Annotated in this window: 16 protein-coding genes; 13 read left to right on the top strand and 3 right to left on the bottom strand. The window is 70.8% G+C overall.

What is annotated here, in order from left to right; translation table 11 throughout:
* Positions 1–153 precede the first annotated feature (153 nt).
* A complete protein-coding gene (locus EY822_RS09595) occupies positions 154–489 on the top strand; it encodes an ArsR/SmtB family transcription factor (protein WP_150308065.1) in 336 nt (111 codons plus the stop codon).
* Positions 486–968, top strand: coding sequence for an SRPBCC family protein (locus tag EY822_RS09590; RefSeq protein WP_227497171.1), 483 nt, complete (start codon positions 486–488; stop codon positions 966–968). Before EY822_RS09595 ends, EY822_RS09590 begins: the two co-directional genes overlap by 4 nt.
* A 13-nt stretch (positions 969–981) precedes the next feature.
* Here the strand turns inward: EY822_RS09590 and EY822_RS09585 are convergent, their stop codons facing one another.
* Positions 982–1,776, bottom strand: a complete 795-nt coding sequence (locus tag EY822_RS09585) for an SDR family NAD(P)-dependent oxidoreductase (RefSeq protein WP_227497170.1) — start codon at positions 1,774–1,776, stop codon at positions 982–984.
* Between the two features lie 92 nt (positions 1,777–1,868).
* The gene (locus tag EY822_RS09580) at positions 1,869–2,324 is read right to left on the bottom strand and encodes a cupin domain-containing protein (RefSeq protein ID WP_150308064.1); all 456 of its coding nucleotides are present in this window, start codon (positions 2,322–2,324) and stop codon (positions 1,869–1,871) included.
* A 48-nt stretch (positions 2,325–2,372) separates the two neighbouring features.
* On the opposite strand from EY822_RS09580, the gene EY822_RS09575 reads away from it, so the two are divergent.
* From EY822_RS09575 to EY822_RS09565, 3 genes are all read left to right on the top strand, one after another.
* Positions 2,373–3,029, top strand: a complete 657-nt coding sequence (locus EY822_RS09575; RefSeq protein WP_150308063.1) for a HutD/Ves family protein — start codon at positions 2,373–2,375, stop codon at positions 3,027–3,029.
* Between the two features lie 103 nt (positions 3,030–3,132).
* The gene (locus tag EY822_RS09570; RefSeq protein WP_150308062.1) at positions 3,133–4,218 is read left to right on the top strand and encodes an aminotransferase class I/II-fold pyridoxal phosphate-dependent enzyme; all 1,086 of its coding nucleotides are present in this window, start codon (positions 3,133–3,135) and stop codon (positions 4,216–4,218) included.
* A 60-nt stretch (positions 4,219–4,278) separates the two neighbouring features.
* Entirely contained in the window at positions 4,279–5,088 is an 810-nt protein-coding gene (locus tag EY822_RS09565; protein ID WP_150308061.1) for an IclR family transcriptional regulator, read from the top strand.
* 113 nt (positions 5,089–5,201) lie between these two features.
* Here EY822_RS09565 and EY822_RS09560 read toward each other — a convergent pair whose 3' ends face one another.
* Positions 5,202–6,539 (bottom strand): hypothetical protein, encoded by a 1,338-nt coding sequence (locus tag EY822_RS09560; RefSeq protein WP_227497169.1) that lies wholly within the window; start codon positions 6,537–6,539, stop codon positions 5,202–5,204.
* Between the two features lie 176 nt (positions 6,540–6,715).
* Between EY822_RS09560 and EY822_RS09555 the strand changes: the two genes are divergently transcribed.
* From EY822_RS09555 to hutH, 8 genes are all read left to right on the top strand, one after another.
* Positions 6,716–7,717, top strand: coding sequence for a zinc-dependent alcohol dehydrogenase (locus tag EY822_RS09555; RefSeq protein WP_150308059.1), 1,002 nt, complete (start codon positions 6,716–6,718; stop codon positions 7,715–7,717).
* On the top strand, positions 7,714–8,445 hold the full coding sequence (locus EY822_RS09550) for an SDR family NAD(P)-dependent oxidoreductase (protein WP_150308058.1): 732 nt from the start codon (positions 7,714–7,716) through the stop codon (positions 8,443–8,445). Before EY822_RS09555 ends, EY822_RS09550 begins: the two co-directional genes overlap by 4 nt.
* Before the next feature lie 126 nt (positions 8,446–8,571).
* Positions 8,572–9,900, top strand: coding sequence for a histidinol dehydrogenase (gene hisD, locus EY822_RS09545; RefSeq protein ID WP_150308057.1), 1,329 nt, complete (start codon positions 8,572–8,574; stop codon positions 9,898–9,900).
* Between the two features lie 4 nt (positions 9,901–9,904).
* Positions 9,905–11,125, top strand: coding sequence for an alpha-hydroxy acid oxidase (locus tag EY822_RS09540; protein WP_150308056.1), 1,221 nt, complete (start codon positions 9,905–9,907; stop codon positions 11,123–11,125).
* A gap of 66 nt (positions 11,126–11,191) precedes the next feature.
* Positions 11,192–12,223: an ABC transporter substrate-binding protein gene (locus EY822_RS09535; protein WP_150308055.1), complete on the top strand. Its 1,032-nt coding sequence runs from the start codon at positions 11,192–11,194 to the stop codon at positions 12,221–12,223.
* A gap of 6 nt (positions 12,224–12,229) precedes the next feature.
* The gene (locus EY822_RS09530; RefSeq protein WP_150308054.1) at positions 12,230–13,066 is read left to right on the top strand and encodes an ABC transporter permease; all 837 of its coding nucleotides are present in this window, start codon (positions 12,230–12,232) and stop codon (positions 13,064–13,066) included.
* The gene (locus EY822_RS09525) at positions 13,063–13,863 is read left to right on the top strand and encodes an ABC transporter ATP-binding protein (RefSeq protein ID WP_150308053.1); all 801 of its coding nucleotides are present in this window, start codon (positions 13,063–13,065) and stop codon (positions 13,861–13,863) included. Before EY822_RS09530 ends, EY822_RS09525 begins: the two co-directional genes overlap by 4 nt.
* A gap of 112 nt (positions 13,864–13,975) precedes the next feature.
* Complete coding sequence (gene hutH, locus EY822_RS09520; RefSeq protein WP_150308052.1) at positions 13,976–15,553, top strand: histidine ammonia-lyase; 1,578 nt, start codon at positions 13,976–13,978, stop codon at positions 15,551–15,553.
* The last annotated feature ends 20 nt before the right edge of the window (positions 15,554–15,573 follow it).

The raw sequence follows: 15,573 nt of genomic DNA, 5'->3' as shown, positions 1-15,573 counted from the left end.
TCATACGGTAAGCCCCGCCGGGGGCCGTCGTCACCCTGTTTTTCCGACGCGGATGCTCGGGTCGCGTACGCCCTCCCGTTCGGCCGCCCGCCCGCACGGTCACCCGAAAATGGTCATTGAACCCGACGGTTCACTATCCGTATACTGAACCACATGGTTCACCAGCAAGTCCTCGACAAGGCGTTCGCCGCCCTCTCCGACTCCACGCGCCGTGACATCCTCACGCGGCTCGGCAGCGGACCGGCCACGATCACCGAACTCGCGGAGCCGTTCGGGATCACGCTCACCGGAATCAAGAAGCACGTGCAGGTGCTCGAGGAAGCCGGACTCGTGACCACCGAAAAGATCGGCCGCTCGAGGCAGTGCCGCCTCGGCACAGAACGGTTGGACGACGCCATGCAGTGGATCACCTTCTATCAGCGCCTCTGGGAGCGTCGGCTCGACGGCCTGGACGCGTACTTCACCCTCAGGAAAGGAACGGAATCATGACCGACAGCTCCCCCGACATCCCTCCCAGCGTCTCCGACGCCATCGCGATGCGCATGACGCGTCTCCTCCCCGCTTCGCCGGACGAGGTGTTCGATGCCTACACCGACGCCGAGAAGCAGAAGATCTGGTTCACCATCCTCGACACCGAGCCCAGCGTGGTGGAGATCGAGGTGGACCTCCGCGTCGGCGGGACGCAAACGGCGGTATGGGGACCGGACCGGGACTCGCTGTTCCGCGAGACGCAGGTGTTCCGCATGATCGACCGGCCGCACCGCCTGGTCACGACCTCCACCGGCAGCGACCCGAGCGGGGCGACGATGGTCACCGAGGTGGACATCACCTTCGAGGAGGCGGACGGCGGCACCCTCGTCACGGTGGTGCAGAGCGGCTTCCCGACCGTGGAGATGCGGGACTTCTTCGCGTCCATGGCCTGGGTCGGCGCGTTCGACCGCATCGAGGCGTTCCTCACCCGCTCCTGATCCGGTCCGGCTCCTACTGGGCGGTGTAGCCGCCGTCGACGAGGAGCGTGTGCCCGGTGATGAGCGAGGCCGCCTCACTGAGCAGGAATGCCACCGGGGCGGCCACCTCCGCCGGCTCGCCGAACCGGCCGATCGGCATCCGTCGGAGCAGGTCGTCCGCGGTGTCCGGGTTCGACAGGGTGGCCTCGGTGAGCTGGGTGCGGATGAACGTGGGCGCAACCCCGTTGACCCGGATGCCGTGCGGTGCCCACTCGAGGGCGAGCACCTTGGTCATGTTGTCGAGGCCGGCCTTGCTCGCCCCGTAGACCACCCGGTGCTCGATGCCCACCGTGGCGGCCTGGGACGACACGTTCACCACTGCCGCCGGGATGCGCCTCTCGAGCCAGCGCCGCGCGAACGCCTGGGTGAGGAAGAACGCCCCGCGCAGGTTCGCGTCGAGGATCCGGTCCCAGTCCTCGACCCGCACGCCGACGGCCGGGCTCACCACGTTGGTGCCCGCATTATTGACCAGCAGGTCCACGTCGAGACGGTCGGCCAGTGCATCGAAGCTCCCCACGTCGGCCATGTCGAGCACGATCCCCTCGGTGCCGAGGCGCTTGCCGGTCGCCTCGGCGGATGCGGCGTCGCGGGAGGTGCCGTGCACCGTCGCTCCGAAGTCGCGCAGGGTTTCCGCGATCGCGGCGCCGAGACCCCGGCTGGCGCCGGTGACGAGGGCGCGCCTGCCGTCCAGGCGGAACAGGGAGTCGGCGGCGGGGCTCTGCGCGGCGGGCGCAGCCGCTCGTGGCGCGTCGGGGGTGGGAATGGTCACGCGGTCCTGCTTCCGTTCGGGCGATGCGCCGTATCCGTTCGACCGGCGCACCCGGATACCCCGGCCGGACACCCCGGCCGGACGGCCGGGCGTCAGCCGCGCGCGTCTCCGCGCACGACCACGTCCCAGTCTTCCTGAATCATCGTCGCGGAGGCGTGAATGTTCACCATCGAGGCATCCGTGCTCCCCCGGTTCGTGAAGGCGTGCCAGGTGCGGGGCGGGATGACGACCACGTGACCCGCGCCGAGACGGCCGCGCTCTCCATCGACCTCCACCTCGATGTCACCGCCGAGGATGACGAAGATCTCCTCGTAGGGGTGTCGGTGCTTCGCGGCACCTCTACCCGGCGCGCTCGATACGACGTAGAAGGAGGTGGTGGCGTCGTGATCGACGCCCTGGAAGCGGGCGACCGATCCCGGTCGGGACCGAAGATCGTCGAAGGTGAGGATGTGCACGGTGGTCCTTCCCGTGAAGCGTCCGGCCCGGAACAGTGCCGGTGCGCTCAGTGTCCTCGCCTCGCGCCGTTCCCCGCTAGTGGCCGCTGCCATTCCGGTAGCGCCACCCCCTGGGCTGCCGACCTCCGCGACAATCGACGGATGGACACCCACGCTGTGCTCAGAGCCGCCGACCGGAGCATCGTGCCCTGGCGGAACGGGCGGGGCACCACCGTCGATGTGGCGCGCGATCCGGTCGGCGGCGGTACGGAGGGGTTCGACTGGCGGATCAGCATTGCCACGATCGACGGCGACGGCGAGTTCTCGCGCTTCCCCCAGGTGGACCGCGTGCTCGTGCCGCTGTCGGCCGAGGGCCTCCGCCTGTCGATGAAGGGACGCGAGGTCGTCGTTGGCCGGCACGAATCGATCGCCTTCCGCGGCGAGGGGGCGGTCGCCAGTCTGGCGGGACCGGAGCGGGGCCGCGCGTTGAACCTCATGGTCCGCCGCGGCGCGCGCACCGGATCGATCGCGATCGAGTCCGTGGGTCGCGGATCCGGCTGGCGATCCGCGTCTGCGTCCGACTCCGCGGCGGGGTCCGACTCCGCGTCCGCGTCCGACACGCTGACCCTGCGAGCCGGCGCACTCGAGGACGTCGTGGTGCTGGCGCTCTCCAACGGTCTGGCAGTGCAGGCGAACGACGACCGGATGCCGGCGGACCACCTCGGCGAACTGGATGCGGTGCGGGTGCTTTCCGGGTGGACCATCCGCGTGAGCGGGAGCGGCATCCTCGCGGTCGTCCGCGTGGCCACGACCGGCTGACGCGCGGCCCGGAGCCGATTTCATCGTCGGCACGGTCTGACCGGTCAGACTGTCGAGTGCCGCGCGACTTGTCGTGGGAGCCGCCGTGCTGTCTGCTGGGGGTATGCCCGCACGCGCGCTCGCCCTTCCCTCGCCCCTGTCCGTCGTCGACTCGCTCCCCGTGTACTCCACAGCCCTGGCGAGCGCCGTTCCCCTGCGGTTCCGGGCATCGTCCAACGAGTCGGCGTTCCCGCCCCCACCGGCCGTGGTGGATGCGGCCACGGCCGCCATCGCCGCGGGCAACCGATACCCCGCCATCCACGCCACCGACCTGCTCGCCGCACTGAGCGCCTTCACCGGCCGGGACTCCGCCGAGATCGCGACCGCCGACGGGTCGCTCTCGCTGCTGCAGCACCTGCTCGGCGCCTTCGTGCGACCCGACTCCTCCGTCGTCTACGCCTGGCGGAGCTACGAGGCGTATCCGATTGCGATCGCCCTGGCCGGTGGTCGCGGCCGTCCCGTGCCGCTCACCGCCGCACACGAGCACGACCTCGACGCGATGGCGGATGCCGTGGACGACACGACGACCGCCGTGATCCTCTGCAACCCGAACAATCCCACCGGCACCGCGTTCGGCCGGAGGGAGCTCGAACGCTTCCTCGACGCCGTGCCCACGAGCACGCTGGTGATCTACGACGAGGCGTATCGCGACTTCGTGGACCCGGCGCGCATCGACCCGTTCGAGGCGACCGACCTGCTCGCCGCGCATCCGAACCTGGTGGTGCTGCGTACGTTCTCGAAGGTGTACTCGCTGGCCGGGCTGCGGGTCGGGTACCTCGTGGCCGACGAGGCCGTGGCGGGCGCCGTGCGCCGCGTGCTCCCGCCGTTTCCGCTCTCGGCCGTGGCCGTCGCGGCCGCGATCGCCGCACTCGGCGAGGATGACTTCCGCGTCCGCGTGGCCCGGGCGGTGCTGCGGGAGCGGGACCTCGTCACGACGGCCCTTTCGAACGGGGGGTACGACGTGGTGCCGAGTTCCGGCAACTTCGTCTGGTTGCCGATCGGCGACGCCGCCGTGCCGCTGCAGCACGCGCTCCGCGAGTGCGGAATCGCCATCCGCGCGTTCCCCGGTGAGGGCGCACGGATCAGCGTCGGGGAAGCGGGGCTGGCCGACGCCCTCGCCGAGGCGCTTCCTCCCGCGCCGGTAGTGTGATCCGCCCTCGAACGTGCGCCCACCGTAAGTCCGCCCGCTACGCATCGTGAACGGAGGCTCATGACCGACCTCGACTCGGCGGTCGACCCGACGACCGGCCAGGATGCCGGCTCCGGTCCGCGCATCCCCGCCCTCCGCAACGGCGTGGCCCTGCTGCGCTACCTCGCGAGCAAGCCGAGCCCCGTTCCAGCGAGCGCGATCTCGAGACGACTCGGCATTCCGCGCAGCTCCACCTATCAACTGCTGCAGGTGCTCATCGATGAGGGTCTCGTGGTGCACATCCCCGACGCGCAGGGCTACAAACTCGGGATCGGCATCTTCGAGCTCGGGTCGGCATACCTTCGCCATCAGCCGCTCGAGCACCTGGCCCGGCCCATCCTCGCCACGCTGGTGCGGCGGCTTCGGGTTACCGTTCACCTCGGCATCCTCTACGGCCACGAGTCGCTGTATCTGCTCAAGGAGCAACCGCCCCGACCCACCAAGCTCGTGACCGAGGTGGGCGTGCGCCTGCCCGCTCATCTCACCGCCACCGGGCGCGCGATGCTGTGCCTGCTGCCCGACCCGCAGGTGTCGGCCGTCTTCTCGACGCCCGATCGATTCGTGGATCGCACCGGCCGCGGACCGCAGAACCTGCGCGAGCTGCGGTCGGTGCTCGAGGTCGACCGCGCGCGCGGCTGGTCGATCGAGGACGGGTCGATCACCGACGGGGTGGCCTGCGTCGCTGCCGCCGCGACCGACCACAACGGCATGCCGGTCGCGAGCTTCTCCGCGTCGTTCCTCACCGCGGACGTTCCGCGGGAGCGCTGGGAGGGGTTCGGCGCCAGCCTCCGGGAGTCGGCCGCGGAACTCACCAGGCGTCTCGGCGGATAGGGGCGAGGGGGCCGTTACGGTCCCTGAGCTCGTCGAAGGGACGTTTTGGGCGGGGTGGCGCCCCTTCGACGGGCTCAGGGACCGCCCTTCGACAGGCTCAGGGACCGAGGGGCTCAGGGACGGAGGGCGGCGAAGAGGGGGGTGAAGGCGTCCACGGCGTCGGGATCGACGGGCGCCGAACCCGCCGCGATCGCGATGCCGAAGCCCAGGGCCGACGAGGCCGCATTGTGTGCCCCGGTGCCGTCCGCGCGGAGGTCGAGCACCAGGGTCGGACAGCAGAACAGCGCCAGACGCACCATACGCTCCCAGTCCTCGGGCAGCATCCCGGCACTGCGGAGCGCCTCGAGCAGCGGCCGCCACACGTTCTCGGCCTTCGAGTCGCGGAAGGCCAGCCGCAGTGCGCTCGGCGCGAAGTCGGTGTCGACCACGATGCGACCGACCTCGTCGATGCGCGCGTGCACGGCGTAGCGCTCGGCGGCCAGCCCCGGCTCGTACAGCCAGAACGGATGCGCGAAGACGTTGTGGAACGTGGCCTTCACGTCGGCGAGAAGCGCGGGCAGGTGCGGACCGGCGAAGGCGGGATCGAACGACACGAGCCGGGCGGGCTCCCCTCCCCGGTCCTCGAACCACACGTTCGCGTTGTGCTCGTCTCCGTGCGCCACCACTGCTCCCGACGCGGCGAGCGACTCGGGCCGGAGCCGCCGGCCGGCCTCGGCGAAAAGCTCGCGCAGCGAGTGCCGGTACTCGACGCCATTGACAACCCAGCGAGCATCGCGCAGCGTGTCCCAGTCGACCGTCACCTGACCGGTGGGACTCCCCAGCGTGGTGGAGCGGCCGACGTAGAAGCGGGCGACCCGACCCCCGAAACCCGGGACGGCCTCCGGGGTGCCGGGTGCGGCGTCGGGCGACACGAGGCGGTTCCAGAAGAGCTGGTGGATCGGCTCGGCCGCGACCTCGTCGGGTGATGCCGCGTGCAGCGACTCGATCATGCGGGCTGCCACGGTGCGGTCGTGGTCGATCTGCGCGGCGATCACCCGCTCCGCGTCGTAGCGCGACTCCCCCAGCTCGAGGGAGCGGCACGCATCGGCGAGCCGGGCGTCGGAGCGCAGCCCGTACAGCAGGATCTGCCGACCGGGCTCCCCGCACGCATACATCGGAACGTCCACCACGTACCCCGACCGGCGCAGCAGTTCGGCGTTGTAGTACTCCGCGATGGTGGACTCCTCGCCCTCCTCGCTGTGGAACTTGAAGAAGTAGGAGGCGCCGTCCGACAGCCGCACCGTGCCGTTCAGCGAGTTGAGGCTGTACTCGTCGGCGTTGACGGCGAGGTCGAAGGGCACCAGACCGGTCACGTCGGCGACGAGCCGCTCAAGGGCACGACGGGCCCCGTCGGGGTTCCCGGCGATGTGCAGTCGGCGTGCTTCGGCCGCGAGCGGCGGGGCGTTCGTCACGGGGATCCTTCCGGGAAAATCGGGTCACCCTATTCTGGGCCGGGCGGCACGGCCGACCTTCCGCACGCCGCGCATCGCTCCGCCAATCTGACATTTCAGACGGGGAACGGACCAAAAGGGCCCAAAGGGCACGCCGTGACACACATTCGTAACAACCGGGCCATAGCTTGATCGGTATGACTTCCGCGCTGCTTCTCGACGAGAACCTCACCCTGAGGGTCGCCGAATGGAGCGCCCCGGAGCCGGTATCCGGTGAGGCCGTGCTGCGGGTCGAATACGCGGGACTGTGCGGATCCGACCTGCACGCCATGGGCACCGGGGCGTGGATCGAGTACTGGCCGGCGGTGCTCGGGCACGAGGTCGTCGGGGTCGTGCAGGAGGCCGCGGATGCGTCGCTGGTCGGCCGGAGGGTCGTCGTCGACTCGCGCATCCCCTGCCGGGCATGCCCCGACTGTGCCCGAGCTCCCCGGCTGTGCGCGAATCTCACCTGGCTCGGCGAATCGCGTCCCGGAGGCTTCGCCTCCGCACTCGTCGTCCCCGTCACGAGCCTCGTGCCCGTGCCGGACTCGCTCGACGCCGCGGTCGCGGTGCTCGCCGAGCCCCTCGCGGTGTCGATGTGCGCGATCGACGCCCTGCCCGCGGGGGCGGAGAGCGTGTTGATCCAGGGCTACGGCCCGGTCGGCGCCCTCCTGCACAGTGAGATCACCCGGCGCAATCCCGCCTGCTCGGTCACCGTGGTGGAGCCGCAGGCCGCCCGCCGGGATGCTGCGACGACGTTCGGCGCCGCCGTGACCGACGCGCCCGCCGACTCCGGGTACGACGTGGTGATCGACGCCGCCGGCTACCCCGACTCGGTGGCGCACGCCCTCGCCCGGGTGCGCCGAGGCGGAACCGTGCTGCTCGTCGGCCTCGGCAGCACCCCGCTCGGCATGACGTCGGCCGACATCGTCGAGAAGGCCGTCACCCTGATCGGGTCGATCGGCTTCGACGACGATCACCTCGGTCGCGCCGTCGACGCGCTCGCCGCCGATCCCGACCGCTATGCCGGGCTGGTGAGCACCCGCGTGCCGTTGTCCGGGTTCGCGGACTTCCTCACCACTTCCGTGCTCGGCGCGAGCGGCCATGGCGCCGGCCGGTCCCCGGATGCGCTCAAGGTCATCGTGGAGTGCGCGACGTGATCATCGAATCGCGCCGCTACCTCATCACCGGGGGCACGAGCGGCATCGGTGAGATGGTCGCGCGCCACCTCACCTCGTCGGGTGCCCGCGTCTGGGTGGTCGGCACCCGGGAGGAGACCGTGCGCGCCGCCGTCGACACCGGGATCGCGCACGGCGGCAGCGCGGCCGACGTCGCCGACGCGGATGCGGTGGAACGCGCCTTCAGCGACGCCGTCGACGCGCTCGGCGGACTGGACGGCGTGTTCCTGAACGCCGGCATCGACGGTGCGGGCGTGCCCGCGGAGAACATCACGGCCTCCGGTTTCGCCGAGGTGCTCCGCGTCAACACCGTCGGGGTGCTGACGAGCGCTCAGGCCGCGTTCCGTCACCTCGCCCGCCCCGGCCGCATCGTCATCAACGCGTCGGTGAACGCCCTCCGCGCCGAGGCGCTGTTCGCCGACTACAACGCCTCGAAGGCCGCGGCGGTGAGTATCGCCCAGTCGCTCGCCCTCGAATGGAGCGCGCACGACCTGTCGGTCGTCGCGATCTGCCCCGGTTACTTCCCCACCCGGATGACGGCTCCCTACCTCGGGGACGAGTCCACCGCCGCCGACCTGCTCGCCTCGGTTCCGGCCCGCCGCTTCGGTACCGCCGACGACGTGGGCCCCCTCCTCGAGTTCCTGCTCGGCCCGTCCTCCGGCTACCTCACCGGGTCGGTCCTCTCCGTCGACGGCGGTCGCGCGCTCTGACGGCACCTCGCCGCCGACCCGACCGCTCCCCCGATCCGGCCTCTCCGACCCCCGACCACGCCGACCCCGCTCCCGTCTCCCTCCCTCCCGTCTCCCCGCTATCCGAACCATACGAAGGCAGTCCCCATGAACAGCCCCATCCGCACTCGCGGGACCTGGAAATCCATGAGCGCCGACGACCGGGCCGACCTCACCACCCGGGGGCTCGAGAAGATCTTCGATCCGGCGCTCCGCGAGTCGGTGCTCGAGATCCTCGACGACGTGCGCGAGAACGGTGACGCCGCGCTCCTCCGGGCGCTCGAGAAGTTCGACGGGTGCACGGTGGCGCCGGATCGCATCCGGGTGCAGCCGGAGGAGTTCGCGGCCGCCCGCGAGGCGCTGTCCGAGGAGATGATCGCGGCCATCCGCGACAGCATCGCGTCGGTGCGCCGCTTCAACGAGCAGCTGGTGCAGCACGGCGACTGGAGCTTCGAGACCGAGCCCGGCGTGACCGTGGGCGAGAAGGCGACGGCCATCGCGAGCGTCGGCCTGTTCGTGCCGAGCGGCAAGGGGTCGTATCCGTCGGTGCTCGTGCAGCTGGCCACCCCCGCCGTCGTGGCCGGCGTGAAGAACATCGCGGTCATCGTGCCGCCGGTGCCCGGCTCCGACGGCCGGGTCGACGACGCCGTGCTCGTGGTCGCCGACGAGCTCGGCATCTCCGACGTGTTCCGGGCCAACGGTCCCGCCGGCATCGCGGCACTCGCGTTCGGCACCGAGACCGTGCCGAAGGTGCGCAAGGTGTGCGGCCCCGGCAGTCCGCCCGTCGCCTGCGCGCAGGTCGAGATCCAGCGATTCGGCACGTGCGGGGTCATGCTGCTCGGGCCGAGCGAGAGCCTGATCCTCGCCGACGATTCCGCCGACCCGTACCTGCTGGCGGCCGACCTGCTGAACGAGGCGGAGCACGGTCCCGACTCGTCGAGCGTGCTCGTGACCGACTCCCCCGCCCTGCTCGAGACGGTGCAGGCGGAGGTGGAGAAGCAACTCGCCGACCTGCCCGAGCAGCGGGCCGGCTACGCGCGGCTGGCGCTCGGCACCAATGGCGGCGCCGTGCTGGTCGACGACATGGTCGAGGGGGCGGAAGTGGCGAACGCCTACGCCCCCGAGCACATGCAGCTCGTCGCCCGCGACGAGGACGCCGTGCTCGCCCTCATCGAGGACGCCGCCGAAGTGCTGCTCGGCCAGAACACCACGATCTCCATGGCGAACTTCGTGATCGGGTGCCCCGCATCCCTGCCCACCTCCGGGTACGCCAAGGTGTCGAGCGGAATCACCGCCGACACCTTCCGCAAGCGCATGGCCGTGGCGAAGTCCACCCGCGCGGGCCTCGAGCGGATGAGCGGCACGGTCGTGGCGTTCACCCGGCACGAGGGATTCCCGGCGCACGAGCTCGCGGTGACCCGACGACTGGACCGCTAGCGCCATGAAGCCCCGCGAAGTGCTCGACCTTTTCGGTCGTCCCCGCACCGGTCTCAGCCGGGCGGAACGGACGCTGTCGAACACCCTCACCGTCTCCGACTTCCGGGGGCGCGCCCGCCGACGCCTGCCCGGGCCGGTGTTCGATTACCTGGAGGGTGGCGCGGACGGCGAGCGCAGCCTCCGCGACAACCGCACCGCGTTCGACGACTACCACCTGGTGCCGTCGGCCCTCCGCGACGTGAGCGGAACGTCCACCGCCACCACGCTCTTCGGGCGGCGGTACTCCGCCCCGATCGGGCTGGCGCCCACCGGGTACACCAGGCTGCTCAGCCAGGCCGGCGAGATCGGTGCGGCCACCGCTGCGGCCCGCAGCGCCGTGCCCTACGTCATCTCCACCGTGGCCACCACGAGCGTGGAGGACGTGGTGGCGGGCGCCGGGGTCGCGCCCTACTTTCAGCTGTACATCCTCAAGGACCGCGGCATTTCCCGCGACATGGTGGCCCGGGCGGCCGCGGCCGGCTGCGAGGTTCTCGAGATCGCCATCGACACCGCGGTGTCGGGCAACCGCCTGCGCGACCGCCGCAACGGCCTCGCCATCCCGCCCCGCCTCGACGCCGCCACCATCGCGCGCATCGGCGTGAAGCCGCACTACTGGACGTCCATGATCAGCAACCCGGCGCTCGACTTCGCGAACGTGCGCGCGAGTGCGTCCGCCGGGACCGGGATCGCCGGGGGTTCCATCGCCGAGATCACCTCGCAGTTCGACCCCACCGTCGGCTGGGACGACATCGCCGAGTTCCGCTCGCTCTGGCCGGGGACCCTGCTGCTCAAGGGGCCGCTCTCGGCCGCGGATGCGCTGCGGGCGAAGTCTCTCGGTGTGGACGGCGTGCACCTCTCGAACCACGGCGGACGCCAGCTCGACGGCGCGATCCCCCCGGTGCGTCTGGTGCCCGAGGTGCGGGCGGCGGCCGGGGACGACTTCGGCATCCTCGTCGACAGCGGCGTGCGCACCGGCACCGACGTGGCCGTCGCCCTCTGCCTCGGCGCCGACGCCGCCTTCCTCGGTCGTCCCTACCTCTGGGGACTCGTCGCCACGGGGCCTCGCGGTGTGGAGCGGGTCGTGGAGATCCTCACGGCCGAACTGTCCCGCACCATGCAGCTGCTCGGCGTGACGAGCATCGACCAACTGCGTGAGGAGGGCAGTATCCTGCTCCGCGCCCGGTAACGTTCCGACCAGGTCCGCGACCTTGTCTCCCCCCTCCCTTCCCCTCCCCCACGAAATGGACACATCATGATCACGAAGCGGAACCGAATCGCCCTCTCCGCGGGCCTCACCCTCGTCGCTGCCACGGCCCTCACGGCCTGCAGCTCCGGCTCCGGCGGCAGCACCGGCGCCGGCACCGGCACCGGCACCGAATCCGGCAGCACCGACGGCACGACCACGGTGCGCATGGCCACGCTGCCCTGGATCGGCTACGGCCCCTGGTACGTGGCCGAGGAGCAGGGCATCTTCGAGGAGAACGGCCTCGACGTGGAGCAGACCAACTTCAACACCGACGCCGACCTCAATGCGGCGTTCGTCTCGGGCAACGTCGACGTGGCCAACGTGGCCACCCACACCGCGCTGCTCATGCAGCAGGCCGGGGTGCCCGTGAAGATCGTGATGATCGAGGACATCAGCACCACGGCCGATGCGATCGTCGTGCCGTCGGGTGTGGGAAGCGTGGAGGACCTCGCGGGCAAGCGCATCGCCTACGAGCAGGGCACCACCTCCGACCTGCTGCTCAATTACGCGCTCGACAGCGCGGGCCTCAGCATCGACGACGTCACCCCCGTTCCGATGGCCGCCTCCGACGCCGGTGCCGCGCTCATCGGCGGACAGGTCGACCTCGCCGTCACGTACGAGCCCTACATCAGCACGGCGCTCGAGCAGGGCGACGACCTCGAGCTGCTCTTCACCGCGGGCGAACTGCCCGGACTGGTGAGCGACGTGCTCGTGGTGAGCGACGCCTACCTCGAGTCGAATCCCGACACCATCGAGGCCCTCGTCGAGTCGTGGGGCGCCGCGATCGAGTACTACGACAGCGACACCGAAGCGGCCCGCGCCATCATCGCCGAGGCCGTCGGCGAGGACCCCGAGGCGCTCACCACCGCGTTCGAGGGCGTGGAGTACTACACCCGCGAGGAGAACGCCACCGAGCTGGGCGGCGCCTTCTCCGAGGAGACGATCCCGCTCGTGCTGGAGGCGGCGGAGTCGGCCGGCATCATCACCGGTGACGTGAGCCTCGAGGGGCTCGTCGACACCTCCTTCGTCGAGGGCTAATCCTCCATGGCGAACTCCGTGCTCGTGGCGTCGCCGCAATCCCTCCCGGGGTCGCGGCGGCGCCGCCGCGTCGGCGAGAAGATCTCCCGACGCACCTACGCCATCTCGTCGATCGGCACCTTCGTCGTGCTGTTCGCGCTGTGGGCCCTGGTCACGCTGAGCGGTTTCGTGTCTCCGCTCTTCCTGCCCTCCCCCGTCGCCGTTGCCGAACGGCTGGTGACGCAGATCCAGAACGGACAGCTCGCCTCCGACGCGGCCACCAGCGTGTACCGCATCGGCGCAGGCTTTCTCCTCGCCACGGTGGCGGCCATCCCGATCGGCATCGGCATCGGCACCTCGCGGCGCATCGAGGCCGCGCTCGAGCCGCTCGTCGACTTCGTCCGCTACATGCCGGTGGTGGCGTTCGTGCCCCTGACCATCCTCTGGGTCGGCATCGGCGACGGACAGAAGTTCCTCATCATCTTCCTCGGCACCTTCTTCCAGCAGGTGCTCCTCATCGCGGACGCGGTGCGTCAGGTGCCGCGACCGCTCATCGACCTCGGTGAGACGCTCGGACTCAGCAACGCGCAGATCCTGCGCCGCATCGTGCTGCGGTCCGCCGCTCCCCGCATCTGGGACGCCCTGCGCATCACCCTCGGCTGGGCCTGGACCTGGCTCGTGGTCGCGGAACTGGTGGCTGCCACCAGCGGTCTCGGCTATCGCATCACCCTCGGCCAGCGCTACTTCCAGACCGACACGATCATCCTGTACGTGATCATCCTCGGCATCTTCGGGCTCATCACCGACCAGGTCATGCGCTTCATCGGTCGACGGGTGTTCCGCTACGAAAGGATCAGCAGATGACCAGCGACCTCGCCGGGAACGGCACGGCGGCCGGGAGCACCGAGGCCAAAGTCACCATCCGGGGACTGACCAAGAGCTTCGGACCGGTGCTCGCGCTCACCGACATCGACCTCGACCTGCACGAGAACGAGTTCGTCTCGGTCGTCGGCACGAGCGGATGCGGCAAGAGCACCCTGCTGTCCATCATCGCGGGGCTCACCGAGCGCACCGAGGGCTCGGTGCGCGTCGACGGCGCGGAGGTCACCGGCCCCGGTCGGGACCGTGGCGTGGTGTTCCAGGGCTCGACCCTGCTGCCGTGGCTCTCCGCGCTCGACAACGTCAAGTTCGCGTTGCAGGACGAACCGATCGCCGCCGCCGAGCGCACCGCGATCGCGCGCGAGCACCTCTCCCTCGTCGGTCTCGACGGGTTCGAGGACTCCTACCCGGCCCAACTCTCCGGCGGCATGCAGCAGCGCGTCGCCCTCGCCCGGTCGCTCAGCTACCGACCGGGCATCCTGCTCATGGACGAACCGTTCGGCGCCCTCGACGCGCTCACCCGGCGCGAGATGCAGGCGCTCCTCATCCGGGTGTGGGAGAAGCACCGCCTCACCGTGATGATGATCACCCACGACATCGAGGAGGCGATCATCACGTCGGATCGCGTCATCGTCATGAGCCGGCGCCCCGGCACGATCCGGGCCGAGCTCCCGGTGCCGCTGGAACGCCCGCGTCGCCCGGAGATGAACGCCGACCCGGTGTTCCGCGACCTCTTCTCCACCGTGCTCGGCATGGTGCACGAGCCCGCGCCGATTCCCTGAGCCACTCCGTCGACCCGGTCTGACATACCAGACGGTCACCGCCCGTTTCCGCCCGGAAACGGACGGCCGCGGGTGTGTACTGGAACGAGTTGCTCCCCTCGGAAAGGTCACGATGACAGCCACCACCACCAGCGCGGAGATCTTCGTGGGGCTCGGAGCGCTCACTCCCGACGACGTCCTCGCCGTTGCTCGACGAGACGCGCGCGTCACCATCGGCGACGACGCCCTCGCCGCCATGGCGGAGAGCCGGGCGATCGTCGACTCGCTGGCCGCGAGCGACCGTCCGCATTACGGCGTCTCCACGGGATTCGGTGCCCTCGCCTCCACCTACATCGCATTCGAGGATCGCGCGCGCCTCCAGCGGTCGCTCGTGCGGTCGCACGCCGCCGGCTCCGGCGCGGAGATGGACCGGGAGGTGGTGCGGGCGCTCATGCTGCTCCGGCTCTCCACCCTCGCCACCGGTCGCACCGGTGCCCGTCCAATCGTCGCGCAGACGTATGCGGACATCCTCAACGCCGGCATCACGCCGGTGGTCGGCGAGTACGGCAGCCTCGGCTGCTCCGGCGACCTCGCCCCGCTGTCGCACTGCGCCCTCGTCGCCATGGGTGAGGGCGACGCGCGGACCGCGGACGGCACGCTCGTCCCCGCGGCGACGGCGCTCGCCGCCGCGGGGATCACGCCGCTCGACCTGCGGGAGAAGGAGGGCCTCGCCCTCATCAACGGCACCGACGGCATGCTCGGGATGCTGCTGATGGCGATCCGCGACCTCACCGCGCTGGTGGCGACCGCCGACCTCGCCGTCGCCCTCACCATCGAGGGGTTGCGCGGCACCGACACGGTCTTCGCGGCCGACCTGCAGGACCTCCGCCCGCATCCCGGTCAGGCGGTGTCCGCGGCCAACATCCGGGCCGTGCTCGACGGTTCCGGCCTGATCAGCACCCGCTCGACGATGCCGTTCACCCGGGTGCAGGATGCGTACTCGCTGCGCTGCGCGCCTCAGGTGCACGGTGCCGTGCGCGACACCCTCGACCACGCCGCCCTCGTCGCGGGGCGCGAGCTCGCCTCGGCCATCGACAACCCGGTCGTCACCCTCGACGGCCGCCTCGAGTCCAACGGCAATTTCCACGGCGCACCCGTGGCCTACGTGCTCGACTTCCTCGCCATCGCCGTCGCCGACCTGGCCAGCATCTCGGAGCGGCGTACCGACCGGATGCTCGACGTGTCGCGCAGCCACGGCCTGAACGCCTTCCTCGCTGCCGACCCCGGCATCGACTCCGGCCACATGATCGCCCAGTACACGCAGGCCGGCATCGTCTCCGAACTGAAGCGCCTCGCGAACCCGGCGAGCGTGGACTCCATCCCCTCGTCGGCGATGCAGGAGGATCACGTGTCGATGGGCTGGTCGGCCGCGGTGAAGCTGCGCCGCGCGGTGGACGGGCTCACCCGCGTGCTCGCCATCGAGCTGCTCTCCGCCTGTCGCGCCATCGACATGCGCACGGCGGTGTCCGACGACGCCCCGAGCCCGGTCGCCCGATCGGTGATCGCCGTGCTGCGCGACCGGGTCGCCGGACCGGGCGGTGACCGCCACCTGTCGCCGGAGATCGCCGAGACCGTGGCGCTCGTGCGCTCGGGCGCGCTGCTCGATGCCGCGCGGGACACCGCCGCGCGCGCGGGCCGTTCGATCGACTGACCGCCCCGGCACCCCGATCC

This window comes from Planctomonas psychrotolerans, from assembly GCF_008642235.1.
In the GTDB taxonomy this organism is placed as follows: Bacteria; Actinomycetota; Actinomycetes; order Actinomycetales; family Microbacteriaceae; genus Planctomonas; species Planctomonas psychrotolerans.
The sequence above is the reverse complement of the archived record's forward strand: the minus strand, read 5'-3'. Positions and strand labels throughout refer to the sequence as shown.